This is a genomic window from Sphaerospermopsis sp. LEGE 00249 (assembly GCF_014299995.1).
GTDB classification, from domain to species: domain Bacteria; phylum Cyanobacteriota; class Cyanobacteriia; order Cyanobacteriales; family Nostocaceae; genus Sphaerospermopsis; species Sphaerospermopsis kisseleviana.
The window spans coordinates 1-12138 of sequence record NZ_JACJUZ010000107.1 but is presented as its reverse complement, the minus strand read 5'-3'; the positions used below and the strand labels follow the sequence as shown (position 1 = coordinate 12138).

Genomic DNA, 12138 nt, shown 5'->3' with positions numbered 1-12138 from the left:
TAAATGTGGTAATTCTTTAATTAGTCGTTTTGCGTTAGATGCTGATTTGCGAGTTGCTTTAAATAGAAGTAAATGCAGTATTGAAATTTATAGAAATGCTGTACAAACTTACCGCAATGCTGAAAATCGAGAACAAAAAAGAGCAATGAACAAATTGATTAACGATATTAAAAGTAATTTTAAAACAACTTTGGGATTAAGTGATCCTAATAAAACTAAATTAAGACAATTAGAGGGGGAAGTTTACAATCTGGAAAATCAAACCTTATTACTAGAAGAAAGTGAAGATGAGAAAAAACTGCGGGTTCAAAGAATTAGTCAGTTAAATAATGAAATTGATAAGTTACGGGTTGAGATTGAAGAAATAGAAAATGGCAAAATTTACACTTATGCTTTTGAATGGCGTTTTGAGTTTCCTGAAGTATTAAATAATGATGGTGATTTTATTGGTTTTGATGTAGTAATTGGTAATCCTCCTTATATTAGATCAGAAGAATTAGGATATTTAAAAATCTATCTAAAAAATAAATTTACTACCTTTGCTACTGCTGGAGATATATTTTATTATTTTTATGAGGTTTCACATTCAATTTTAGCCAATCAAGGTAAATTCTGTTTTATTAACAATACTTATGATAAAACAACTGCTGGTAAAATACTAAGAGATTTTGTGATCAAAAATTTTACCATTGAAAAGTATTTAGATTTTACTTCCGTAGTTGTATTTGATGAAGCTACTACTTATACAATTATTTTTCTTGCTTCCAAATCTTATAATGTTCATGAAAGTTTTGATTTTATTAAAGTTAATAAAACTCTATATCATGACAGGGTAAATCTTTTTAACCCCGAACATTTTAGTCGAATTTCTCATCAATCATTATCAGGTGAGGTATGGCTTTTTAGAAATGATAGTGAGCAAGAATTATTAAATAAACTCAATAAAAATAATCGAATTATAGATATATTTGGTAAATGTTATCGTGGTATATTAACTGGTTTAAATGAGGCTTTTATCATTAATAAAAAAATGTCTAATGATCCAGAATTAAAACCTGTTTTTGATGGTAAAGACATTAAAAAATGGGTTACTCCATCTGCTGATAAATGGATGATAATATTTGCCAGTAAATCTACACAATTAAATTTTGGTAAGCTAACAGAAGATGACGCTTTAGAAACGATGAAAAAACAATACTCAAGTATTTTTAAGCATCTATTAAATTTTCAGAAAAAAGCTAAAAAAAGATATGACAAAGGTCAATATTGGTGGGAATTAAGAAACTGTGCTTACTATGATTTGTTTACCCAACCTAAAATTATATTTCCTAATCTGCAAAAATCAAATAAATTTTGTTTTGATGAATCAGGTACTTATCTCAATGCACCAGCAGTATTTTTACCAATAAGTGTCAAGGGAAAGTATTTACTTGGTATCCTTAATTCTCGGCTAATTTGGTATTTTTTGAGAAATATTTGTGTTGTCAGAAGTGGAGGTTATCTTGAAGTAAAACCTCAATACTTTGAACAAATCCCTATTCCTCAAATTTCTAATCTTGATCAAGACATTCTGACACAATTAGTTGATCAAATTCTCACAGCTAAAAAATCAGATCCGAATGCAGATACAACCGCATTAGAAGCAGAAATTGATCAAATGGTTTATCAACTTTATAATTTAACAGCAGAAGAGATTAAAATAATAGCAGGATAAACTGTACCTAAATTTACACAATAGAAGTACCTAAGCAAGTTGAGAAAGTGGAAAAAGCGAAAAGCGGAAATATTGATTTATAAAATACAGGGGTTTGCAAGATGCTACTCATGAGTTATAATTTTATGGATAGCACTTTATTGAAATGAATAATGGAAAAAGTTGTTACTAAAATTAATCAAAAACAACAGAAAAGCGATTTTTATTATTGGCAGAAGCAATCATATCAAAAACGTTTAGAAGCACTAGAACAAATTCGTCAGGAATATCACCAATATCAGTACAATGTTGAACCAAGATTTCAAAGAGTTTATACAATTATTAAACGATAATCAAGTAAAGTATTTAGTAATTGGTGGTTATGCAGTAGCCATTCATGGACACCCTCGCTATACCAAAGATATTGATATTTGGATCGAAATGAGTCAGGAAAATGCTGAAAAACTGATGAAGGCATTAGTGGAATTTGGTTTTGGTAGTTTGGGTTTAACTGCTGAAGATTTCCAATGCGCTGATCAAATTATTCAATTAGGTTATCCTCCTAATCGCATTGATTTAATTACTACACCAGATGGAATAGACTTTACAACCTGTTATCAGGCCAGAATAGAGATAAAAATTGATAATATTTTTGTTAATTTTATTGATTTAGAAAATTTGAAATTAAATAAACAAGCATCAGGGAGATTACAAGATTTAGCTGATTTAGAGAATTTACAAGATTAAGATACCAGCTAATCATGAAATAAACCTGCTTCTACATGAAAAAAATCTCCCAGCTTTTCAGCTACTTCTAAACTTATTGTCTGCTTACCATTCAAAATATCATCAACCACACCTTCTAAACCTAAAAAATCTTGTAAATCAGCTTTAGTTTTCCCAGACTCCTCCAAAAGAAACAACAACAGAGATAGAGGATTATTTTGTTGAACAGGTTGATAATATTCTTGTTCAAACTTTTCTATTAACGTTATTAACAATTGATAAAGTTCATTTTCTTCAGGACTGCGTTCTCGGTGCATTAAATCTTCTACAATAGCTAAAGCTTGTTCATTTTCTGCCTCATTTTTAATAATTCTGGGGAGATATGCGTTTAATAATTCTTTGTATTTTTCTGGATTAAAAGTAAGGGTCATTTTTCCAATTATCCTTATCGTATTCTGGGTGAGTGAGGATATATTTAATATAAATTAATTGTCCTTCATAATCTATGCTAACAATCAATCGGTATTTATTCCCTTTAATATTGAAAACTGTGAAGTTACCAACAGCTTCAGCTTTTGGAAAAACCTGTTGTACTTCAATTAAGTTTGACCATTTAGCTTTACTAGCAATCTTATACCAGTTGTTTAGTGCTTCCTGAGAATCTGCATGATTTTCTATATATTCCCTCAATATTCTAAAACTAATAACGTGCATCTTCCTATTTATACCTACCAAATTTTCCCCATCTTTAAAACAAACCCCGGTAAAACAGGTTCACAACTCACAAAATCAGGATTTTCTAAACATTCTACATCTTCCCCAGGACGATAAATATAAACGTGCCGATTTTTTCTATCAATTAATAATCCTAACTGTATTCCTGGTTCTTGCATATATTCCCACATCTTATCTTTTAAAGGTTGCAAATTATCAGAAGGGGACATTAACTCAATCACCACATCAGGACAAATCGGAGCAAATTTTATCTGTTGTTCAGGTGTTAATTTATTCCATCTTTCTAATTTTATCCAAGCAGCATCAGGAGAACGTTCTGCACCTGTAGAAAGTTTAAAACCTGCACTAGATGAAAATGCTATTCCTGCACCATCTTCATCTGTCCAGTTCATTACTTGTTGGATGATTCTACCTTCTCGATTTCCGCCTTCTGAACCTGTTGGTGGCATAATTGATATTTCTCCATATTTATTTCTCTCAATGCGTAAATCACGGTTTTCTTGACAGAAATCAAAAAATTGATCGTCTGTCATGGGCATTGATGAGGGAAAATGTAATATTAAAGGTGATGAAAGCATAATGAGTTACTCTATCTGAAGTGAAATTAATTTTAGCACAACCTCACAAAAATCTATACCTACCAAATTTTCCCCATCCTTAAAACAAACCCTGGTAAAACAGGTTCACAACTCACAACATCAGGATTTTCTAAACATTCTACATCTTCCCCAGGACGATAAATATAAACGTGCCGATTTTTTCTATCAATTAATAATCCTAACTGTATTCCTGGTTCTTGCATATATTCCCACATCTTATCTTTTAAAGGTTGCAAATTATCAGAAGGGGACATTAACTCAATCACCACATCAGGACAAATCGGAGCAAATTTTATCTGTTGTTCAGGTGTTAATTTATTCCATCTTTCTAATTTTATCCAAGCAGCATCAGGAGAACGTTCCGCACCAGTAGAAAGTTTAAATCCTGTACTAGATGAAAATGCTATTCCTGCACCATCTTCATCTGTCCAGTTCATTACTTGTTGGATGATTCTACCTTCTCGATTTCCGCCTTCTGAACCTGTTGGTGGCATAATTGATATTTCTCCATATTTATTTCTCTCAATGCGTAAATCACGGTTTTCCTGACAGAAATCAAAAAATTGTTCATCTGTCATTGGCATTGACGAGGGAAAATGTAATATCAAAGGTGATGAAAGCATGATGATTTCCTCCATCTAAATTAAAATAAATTATATCACAAGCACTGACAAAATTTACTTAATAAGTAACAATAATATCCCCAGTTTTGTGAAAAAGTCAGACATCCTCTAAGGATGAGATATAAAATATAATAGTTAATCAAAATGGTGAATATGCGGTTATTACACACAATGTTGCGGGTAGGCAACCTAGAAAAATCCTTGCAATTTTACTGCGATATCCTGGGCATGAAATTACTGCGACGTAAAGATTACCCAGGTGGAGAATTTACCCTGGCTTTTGTAGGTTATGGGGATGAAAGCGACCACACTGTGATAGAATTAACCTATAACTGGGGCGTGGAAAAGTATGATTTGGGTAACGCCTATGGTCATATCGCCCTGGGAGTAGATGACATTTACTCCACCTGTGAGGAAATTAGAAACCGTGGAGGTAAGGTAGTCCGCGAACCTGGTCCTATGAAACACGGTTCAACAGTGATCGCTTTTGTTGAAGATCCCGATGGTTATAAAGTTGAATTGATTCAACTGGCTACTCACGGTACAACAGAAACAGAAAAATCCCCAGCAGAAATGGTTAGTCAGTAATTATCGTCTAAAGTATCTTATCTTAGAGTAGGGTGGGCTTGGTCCCACCATCACCATCGCCACGATCACCATCGTCTGTATAAACTTGTGATTATTTGCCAATCACCAATTTATAACCTAAAATCGTCAATCTTAAAAATCTAAAATCGAAAATCTTAAAAATGCAGCCTACAGATCCAAATAAATTTACTGATACAGCTTGGGATGCTGTTATTAAATCTCAAGATATTGTCCGCGCTTATCAACAACAACAATTAGAAGTAGAACATTTAATTCTTGCTCTTTTAGAAGAATCTAGTAGTGTAACTTCAGGTATTTTAGCCCGTGCGGAAATTGATCCGATTCGGTTACAGGAGCAATTAGAAGGTTATACTAAACGTCAGCCTAAAGTAGCTAAAAGTGATCAGTTGTATCTGGGAAGAAATTTAGATTTGCTGCTAGATCGAGCCGAAGAAATTCGTGGGAGAATGAAGGAAGGGGAAATCTCGGAAGGTCATGTTTTATTGGCTTTTGCGGAAGATGAACGCATTGGAAGACGGATATTTAAAGGTTTAAATGTTGATATTGCTAAGTTAGAAACCGCTATTAAAAATGTTCGCGTGACTCAAAGAGTTTCTACAAAAGCAGGAGAAAAAGAATCTGCGGATCTGAATGAACCAGCTTTAAAACGTTTTGGTAGGGATTTAACAGAACAAGCAAAGGCAGGAAAATTAGATCCGGTTATTGGACGTGATGATGAAATTAGGCGTGTAATTCAAGTTTTATCCAGACGTAGTAAAAATAACCCGGTTTTGATTGGTGAACCTGGCGTTGGCAAAACTGCGATCGCCGAAGCTTTAGCCCAAAGAATGGTTAATGGTGATGTTCCTGAGTCTTTAAAAAACCGTCAATTGATATCTTTAGATATTGGTAGTTTAATCGCTGGGGCAAAATACCGTGGTGAATTTGAAGACCGTTTAAAAAACGTCCTCCGGGAAGTTACTGAATCCAACGGGCAAGTAGTCCTATTCATTGATGAACTGCATACCGTTGTCGGTGCAGGTTCTAACCAACAAGGATCAATGGATGCGGGTAATTTACTGAAACCTATGTTAGCCCGTGGTGAATTGCGTTGTATTGGTGCAACAACTTTAGACGAATATCGTAAATTTATAGAAAAAGATGCAGCCTTAGAACGGCGGTTTCAACAGGTATATGTAGATCAGCCCACCGTAGAAAACACTATTTCCATTTTACGGGGTTTAAAAGAGCGTTATGAAGTACATCATAACGTTAAAATTTCCGATTCCGCTTTAGTGGCAGCAGCAACATTATCAGCCCGTTATATTGCAGATCGGTTTTTACCTGATAAAGCTATTGACTTAGTAGACGAAGCCGCAGCGAAATTAAAAATGGAAATCACCTCCAAACCTGCGGAGTTAGAAACCATTGATAGACGCTTAATGCAGCTAGAAATGGAAAAACTATCCTTATCAGGTGAAGAACTAGCTACACCGCAAACAAAGGAACGTTTAGACAGAATAGAACAGGAAATTGCCACTTTAACCGTTAAACAACAAACATTTAACGAACAATGGCAAGGAGAAAAGCAATTATTAGAAGCTATCAGCACCTTAAAGAAAGAAGAGGACGCGCTCAGAGTGCAAATTGAACAAGCTGAAAGAGATTATGATTTAAACAAAGCTGCTCAATTGAAATATGGCAAATTAGAAGGAGTACAAAGAGAACGAGAAATTAAAGAAGCCCAGTTATTAGAAATTCAAAATCAAGGTTCTACCCTGCTACGGGAACAAGTGACCGAAGCTGACATTGCGGAAATAGTCGCCAAATGGACAGGTATACCAGTTAACCGCCTTTTAGAGTCAGAACGCCAGAAATTACTGAAATTAGAAAGCCATTTACACGAAAGAGTTATTGGACAAGAAGAAGCTGTTGCTGCTGTTTCCGCTGCTATTCGTCGCGCCCGTGCGGGAATGAAAGATCCATCTCGTCCTATTGGTTCATTTTTGTTCATGGGACCCACTGGAGTCGGTAAAACCGAACTCGCCCGCGCCTTAGCTCAATTTCTCTTTGATTCTGATGATGCTTTGGTGCGTTTGGATATGTCCGAGTACATGGAAAAACACTCCGTTTCTCGGTTAGTGGGTGCGCCTCCCGGATATATCGGTTATGAAGAAGGTGGTCAACTTTCCGAAGCTATCCGTCGTCATCCCTATTCTGTGGTGTTACTAGATGAAGTGGAAAAAGCCCATCCCGATGTATTTAATATTTTGCTGCAAGTGTTAGATGACGGTAGAGTTACTGACTCTCAAGGAAGGGGTGTAGATTTCCGAAACACAGTTATAGTAATGACTAGCAACATCGGCAGCGAACATATTCTTGATGTTTCTGGTGATGATTCAAAGTATGATATGATGCGAAATAAAGTGATGGAAGGTTTGCGATCGCACTTCCGCCCTGAATTTCTTAACCGCGTTGATGACTTAATCCTATTCCATACCCTCAGTCGTTCAGAAATGCGCCATATCATCCGTATTCAACTAAAACGAGTGGAAAAACTCCTCAAAGAACAAAAAATTTCCTTTGAAATATCCCAAGCTGCTTGTGATTATTTAGTTGAAGCTGGATATGATCCAGTTTATGGCGCACGTCCGCTAAAACGGTCAATTCAGCGTGAAGTTGAAAACCCCCTGGCTACCAAATTGTTAGAAAATACCTTTATTTCTGGGGATACAATTTTTATAGATAAAGGTGAAAACGGGTTGACATTCTCTAAAAAACAAGCAGTTAAAGTATCTGTGGGGAAAAAGAATGTGAAATTAGTAGAAGCATCTTCTGAGGTGTAGGTTTATATATCTTGTGGGAGTGGATAGGATAATTAACCCCACAAGATTATGTTGCATTACCTAATATATTTATTGAGGTGATTTTCGATGATTGCAAATCCTAGTTATAACTATATTTCCCCTGAAGAATATTTAGAATTAGAAGAAACCAGTTCTATCAAACATGAATACAGACAGGGACAAGTTTATGCAATGGCTGGTGCTAGTAATACTCATGTAGTTATTAGTGGCAATGTGTTTGCTATGTTAAGAAATCATCTGCGCGGAAAAGGTTGTCAAGCTTATATTTCCGACACGAAAGCACATATTGAAACAATGGATATTTATTATTATCCTGATGTAATTGTTAGTTGTGATTCAAGAGATAAAGCCTTTAATAACTTTTTACGTTATCCCTGTCTAATTATCGAAGTTTTATCTCCTACTACAGAAGCTTTTGATAGAGGTGATAAGTTTGCTGACTATCGTAATTTAACCACACTGCAAGAATATGTGTTAGTCAGTCAAAATAAAATCAATGTAGATGTTTTTCGTCGTAATTTAGAAGGACAATGGGTATTGTATAGTTATGGAAAGGAGGAAAATTTACATTTAGCAAGTGTAGATTTTCAATGTTCTATAAATGATGTTTATGAAGATGTAAGTTTTGAATCTCCCTCTTAATTTGGCAAAGCATCTAATTGTCTGAATCAGGATGTCCAGGATGATAGGATATCGTGTTATGACTGCATACAGTTTCATTCCTCTTCACCTCCAAACAGTCCACCTTCAAGGGGTTGGGGTGGTGTGAAGGGGTTTGCTTGTAGTTGTGTGGGTTGGGAAGGAATGGTAATAATTATCGTATTATCTTTTCCATCTTGTGTGATATTTATTTGTTTGTCAATGTTGTTAAAATTCATAGGATAATTACACTTAAAAAATGTTCAAATACTTTATAAATAAAATATAAATAAAAGAGTTTAGCATTGCTAAACCCTTACTTTCTATTTTGTTTACTTGGCATTTTCTAAAATTAAATCAATAGCTTGTTGTAATATCATTTCCTTATCTACCATTACTGCTAATTCTTCAGTTTCATATTTACCTTCAAATGCTTCTTTTGCTGCACCATTCAATGATAATTCATAAGCATCTTCTAAAGTTTCTCGCAATTCTTCACTGGTAAAGTACACTCCTCCTGATTTACGACGCTTGTTGGTGCGTTGAATTTCTTTCACTGCATTAGCAAGAAACAAATTCCATGATCTAGTGGTACGTTTTTCCGCAGCTTGTTTAATTAGATGCAGAAGAATAATTTTACCAAAACTAAAAATTTTATTCAGCTTATCATCTTTACTCATTTCCGTCATCTCTTCAACTAGCAGCAATGCACCAGGAATATTGCCATTTATCAGTAATTGTTGAAGTTCTAGTAATTCTTCCATAACTCAAACCTCCTGAATTGAATTGCTCAAATTGATTATAAAAATAGTCGAATATACCCATTTCATCATAATTACTTAAAATCATCCACTAATACTGTTACAATTGTTTACCTCAAATTCTCTTCCCAGTACCCAGTCACCAGTCACGAGTCCCTAGTCACCAATCCCCCTAACATGGTAGTGTAATCCGAATCATTATTTAGAGGTATTCCTTACCTCAAAAAAGACATATATAGACGAAAATTGATCCTTAGAATTATCTGCAAGTAAATCAAACACACGGATAACTATGTTAGAACAAGGCACTATCAGTATCCATACTGAGAATATTTTCCCAATTATCAAAAAATCTCTCTATTCAGATCATCAAATTTTCTTGCGGGAACTGGTATCCAACGCAGTAGACGCGATCCAAAAAATCAAAATGGTTTCCCGTGCAGGAGAATACAACGGAGATATCGGTGAACCAGAAATTACCATTGCCATAGATAAAGATAACAAAACTCTCTCCATTTCCGATAATGGTATCGGAATGACTACAGAGGAAGTCAAAAAATATATTAACCAAGTTGCTTTTTCCAGTGCGGAAGAATTTATTCACAAATATGAAGGAAAAGCCGATCAACCAATTATCGGACATTTTGGTTTAGGTTTCTACTCCTCCTTCATGGTGGCGAAAAAAGTAGAAATTGATACCCTTTCCTACAAAGAAGGTTCTCAAGCGGTTCACTGGAGTTGTGATGGTTCACCAGAGTTTACCTTGGATGAATCTTCCCGCACTACTCGCGGTACTACCATTACTTTAACATTAATGCCTGATGAGGAAGAATATTTAGAACCTGCGAGAATTAAGAATTTAGTTAAAACCTATTGTGATTTTATGCCAGTTCCCATCAAATTAGATGGGGAAGTTTTGAATAAACAAAAAGCACCTTGGCGCGAATCTTCTAGCAGTTTAACTAAAGAAGATTATTTAGAATTTTACCGCTATCTTTATCCTTTCCAAGAAGAACCTTTGTTATGGGTGCATCTAAATACAGATTATCCTTTTATTGTGAACGGGATTTTGTATTTCCCGAAAATGCGCCCTGATGTGGATGTCACTAAAGGACAAACAAAGTTATTCTGTAATCAGGTTTTTGTAAGTGATAACTGTGATGAAATTATTCCTCAATTTTTACTACCTATGCGGGGGGTAATTGATAGTACAGATATTCCTTTGAACGTTTCCCGGAGTGCATTACAAGGCGATCGCACAGTTAAAAAAATCGGTGATTACATCGCTAAAAAAGTCGGCGATAGCTTGAAAGAATTATATCGCACCGACAAAGAAAAATATATCAACGCCTGGAAAGATTTAGGCACATTCGTTAAATTTGGTGTTCTCAACGATGAGAAATTTAAGAAACAAGTTGAAGACATCATCGTTTTCCGCACCACTGCCAAATTAGAAGCCGAAAAAACAGAAATACCCGCAGTAGAAGTACAATCTTCTGAGAGTGATGTTTGGCAAGATGTCACCCCAGGAAACACCACCAGTTTACCTTATACCACCCTCAAAGAATATTTAGAACGCAACAAAGAACGCCACGAAAATAAAGTTTTCTACTGCACCGATGAAGCGAGTCAAGCGACTTATGTAGAACTTCACAAAAACCAAGGTTTAGAAGTTCTATTTATGGACTCCTTCATTGATACCCACTTTATTAACTTCCTAGAAAGAGAATATCAGGACGTTAAATTTACACGGGTAGACTCTGACATTGATAACACATTATTAGATGATAAATCAGGGGAAATTGTAGACCCCACAACCAACAAAACCAAGAGTGAAATTATCAAAGAATTATTTGAAAAATCACTCAACAAACCAAAAGTTAATATTCGTACCGAGGCGTTAAAATCAGATAATCCCCAAGGAACACCACCAGCAATGGTATTGTTACCAGAAATTTTGCGTCGTTTGCGAGATATGAACGCCATGATGCAACAGCAAAATGCAGAATTTCCTGAAGATCATATTTTGTTAGTAAATACCGCCCATCCTTTGATTCAAAACTTGTTAACCTTGAACCAAGGAAGTATTATTCAAGGTGATGGAGAATCACCCACAGCGCAGTTAACAAAAATGATTTGTCAGCACGTTTATGATTTAGCGTTGATGTCACAAAAAGGCTTTGACGCTGAGGGCATGAAGTCTTTTGTGGAAAGGTCTAATGATGTGTTGACTAAGTTAACAGAAAAAGCGAGTCAGTAGGTACAATATGTAGGGGTTTAGCGATGCCAAACCCCTATCTTGTTATTGCTGACATAGGAAATTGAAATTGTCTGAATCAGGATGTCTGGTTACTGAGCGAAGTCGAAGTACAGGATTTGAGGACTTACAGGATGATTTCTTTTTAAGGATTTTTTACAGGATTGGCAACAAAATGGTTTTAAATAGCTTTACAATTTAATTAAGTAAACAATATTTCAAGATGCAATGATATCTATTCCTATTACCCTAGAACAACTGATTGCAGTTGTAAAACAGTTACCACCAGATGAACAAGCACAGGTAGCAATGTCCTTACTTAAAGGGGATTTATCTTCAGATTTAACAGAATTACTACAAAAACAGTATGCTTTAAATTCTGATAGTGAGAATGTGAAAAGTTTAGCTATTTCAACTGATAAGAAACCGAAAAAGTATGATTTCTCTGATTTAATCGGGCGTTTAAATTGGCGAGGAGATGCAGTTGAAATGCAAAGGTCTTTAAGAGATGAATGGTGATCGTTATCTGTTAGATACAAATGCGGTTGTGGCTTAATGGCTAAGTTAAAGAACTTATCAGCAATCTAAAATCTAAAATCCAAAATCAAATGACTTACTCTCCTCCCCTTCCCCCACAAACAGAACCACCC

14 protein-coding genes are annotated in these 12138 nt (G+C 35.1%); 8 read left to right on the top strand and 6 right to left on the bottom strand.

Annotated elements, in window-relative coordinates:
* Positions 1-46 precede the first annotated feature (46 nt).
* From H5968_RS23295 to H5968_RS23285, 3 genes are all read left to right on the top strand, one after another.
* On the top strand, positions 47-1714 hold the full coding sequence (locus H5968_RS23295; RefSeq protein ID WP_187041835.1) for a TaqI-like C-terminal specificity domain-containing protein: 1668 nt from the start codon (positions 47-49) through the stop codon (positions 1712-1714).
* A 152-nt stretch (positions 1715-1866) separates the two neighbouring features.
* The gene (locus tag H5968_RS23290; RefSeq protein ID WP_096566335.1) at positions 1867-2046 is read left to right on the top strand and encodes a hypothetical protein; all 180 of its coding nucleotides are present in this window, start codon (positions 1867-1869) and stop codon (positions 2044-2046) included.
* Positions 2000-2440 carry a DUF6036 family nucleotidyltransferase gene (locus tag H5968_RS23285; RefSeq protein ID WP_187041834.1) on the top strand — a complete coding sequence of 147 codons (441 nt, stop codon included), beginning with the start codon at positions 2000-2002 and terminating at the stop codon, positions 2438-2440. The genes H5968_RS23290 and H5968_RS23285 overlap by 47 nt, the downstream gene beginning before the upstream one ends.
* 8 nt (positions 2441-2448) lie before the next feature.
* Here H5968_RS23285 and H5968_RS23280 read toward each other — a convergent pair whose 3' ends face one another.
* Genes H5968_RS23280 through H5968_RS23265 form a run of 4 tightly spaced genes read right to left on the bottom strand, consistent with a single transcriptional unit; the run spans position 2449 to position 4376 of the window.
* A complete protein-coding gene (locus tag H5968_RS23280; RefSeq protein ID WP_096566331.1) occupies positions 2449-2850 on the bottom strand; it encodes a type II toxin-antitoxin system HigA family antitoxin in 402 nt (133 codons plus the stop codon).
* The gene (locus H5968_RS23275) at positions 2834-3133 is read right to left on the bottom strand and encodes a type II toxin-antitoxin system HigB family toxin (protein WP_096572595.1); all 300 of its coding nucleotides are present in this window, start codon (positions 3131-3133) and stop codon (positions 2834-2836) included. The genes H5968_RS23280 and H5968_RS23275 overlap by 17 nt, the downstream gene beginning before the upstream one ends.
* 14 nt (positions 3134-3147) lie before the next feature.
* Entirely contained in the window at positions 3148-3732 is a 585-nt protein-coding gene (locus H5968_RS23270) for a Uma2 family endonuclease (protein ID WP_187041833.1), read from the bottom strand.
* 59 nt (positions 3733-3791) lie between these two features.
* Positions 3792-4376, bottom strand: a complete 585-nt coding sequence (locus tag H5968_RS23265; RefSeq protein WP_187041832.1) for a Uma2 family endonuclease — start codon at positions 4374-4376, stop codon at positions 3792-3794.
* 153 nt (positions 4377-4529) lie between these two features.
* Here H5968_RS23265 and gloA point away from each other — a divergent pair, with 153 nt between their 5' ends.
* The 3 genes from gloA (at position 4530) to H5968_RS23250 (ending at position 8473) form a co-directional block, all read left to right on the top strand.
* Positions 4530-4964, top strand: coding sequence for a lactoylglutathione lyase (gene gloA / locus H5968_RS23260; RefSeq protein ID WP_187041836.1), 435 nt, complete (start codon positions 4530-4532; stop codon positions 4962-4964).
* A 161-nt stretch (positions 4965-5125) separates the two neighbouring features.
* On the top strand, positions 5126-7810 hold the full coding sequence (gene clpB / locus H5968_RS23255) for an ATP-dependent chaperone ClpB (protein WP_187041831.1): 2685 nt from the start codon (positions 5126-5128) through the stop codon (positions 7808-7810).
* 87 nt (positions 7811-7897) lie between these two features.
* On the top strand, positions 7898-8473 hold the full coding sequence (locus H5968_RS23250) for a Uma2 family endonuclease (protein ID WP_187041830.1): 576 nt from the start codon (positions 7898-7900) through the stop codon (positions 8471-8473).
* A gap of 74 nt (positions 8474-8547) precedes the next feature.
* Here H5968_RS23250 and H5968_RS23245 read toward each other — a convergent pair whose 3' ends face one another.
* Positions 8548-8709: a hypothetical protein gene (locus H5968_RS23245; protein ID WP_187041829.1), complete on the bottom strand. Its 162-nt coding sequence runs from the start codon at positions 8707-8709 to the stop codon at positions 8548-8550.
* A 93-nt stretch (positions 8710-8802) separates the two neighbouring features.
* Complete coding sequence (locus H5968_RS23240; RefSeq protein WP_187041828.1) at positions 8803-9234, bottom strand: DUF29 family protein; 432 nt, start codon at positions 9232-9234, stop codon at positions 8803-8805.
* A 289-nt stretch (positions 9235-9523) separates the two neighbouring features.
* On the opposite strand from H5968_RS23240, the gene htpG reads away from it, so the two are divergent.
* Together htpG and H5968_RS23230 are read left to right on the top strand one after the other, a co-directional pair.
* Positions 9524-11491 (top strand): molecular chaperone HtpG, encoded by a 1968-nt coding sequence (gene htpG / locus H5968_RS23235; protein ID WP_187041827.1) that lies wholly within the window; start codon positions 9524-9526, stop codon positions 11489-11491.
* 225 nt (positions 11492-11716) lie between these two features.
* Complete coding sequence (locus H5968_RS23230; protein ID WP_187041837.1) at positions 11717-12007, top strand: hypothetical protein; 291 nt, start codon at positions 11717-11719, stop codon at positions 12005-12007.
* The last annotated feature ends 131 nt before the right edge of the window (positions 12008-12138 follow it).

Bases quoted from the DNA above. Each gene is read 5' to 3' on its own strand.
- H5968_RS23290 (WP_096566335.1), top strand. From the start codon at position 1,867: ATGGAAAAAGTTGTTACTAAAATTAATCAAAAACAACAGAAAAGCGAT.
- H5968_RS23285 (WP_187041834.1), top strand. From the start codon at position 2,000: ATGTTGAACCAAGATTTCAAAGAGTTTATACAATTATTAAACGATAAT.
- H5968_RS23280 (WP_096566331.1), bottom strand. From the start codon at position 2,850: ATGACCCTTACTTTTAATCCAGAAAAATACAAAGAATTATTAAACGCA.
- H5968_RS23275 (WP_096572595.1), bottom strand. From the start codon at position 3,133: ATGCACGTTATTAGTTTTAGAATATTGAGGGAATATATAGAAAATCAT.
- H5968_RS23270 (WP_187041833.1), bottom strand. From the start codon at position 3,732: ATGCTTTCATCACCTTTAATATTACATTTTCCCTCATCAATGCCCATG.
- H5968_RS23265 (WP_187041832.1), bottom strand. From the start codon at position 4,376: ATGCTTTCATCACCTTTGATATTACATTTTCCCTCGTCAATGCCAATG.
- gloA (WP_187041836.1), top strand. From the start codon at position 4,530: ATGCGGTTATTACACACAATGTTGCGGGTAGGCAACCTAGAAAAATCC.
- clpB (WP_187041831.1), top strand. From the start codon at position 5,126: ATGCAGCCTACAGATCCAAATAAATTTACTGATACAGCTTGGGATGCT.
- H5968_RS23250 (WP_187041830.1), top strand. From the start codon at position 7,898: ATGATTGCAAATCCTAGTTATAACTATATTTCCCCTGAAGAATATTTA.
- H5968_RS23245 (WP_187041829.1), bottom strand. From the start codon at position 8,709: ATGAATTTTAACAACATTGACAAACAAATAAATATCACACAAGATGGA.
- H5968_RS23240 (WP_187041828.1), bottom strand. From the start codon at position 9,234: ATGGAAGAATTACTAGAACTTCAACAATTACTGATAAATGGCAATATT.
- htpG (WP_187041827.1), top strand. From the start codon at position 9,524: ATGTTAGAACAAGGCACTATCAGTATCCATACTGAGAATATTTTCCCA.
- H5968_RS23230 (WP_187041837.1), top strand. From the start codon at position 11,717: ATGATATCTATTCCTATTACCCTAGAACAACTGATTGCAGTTGTAAAA.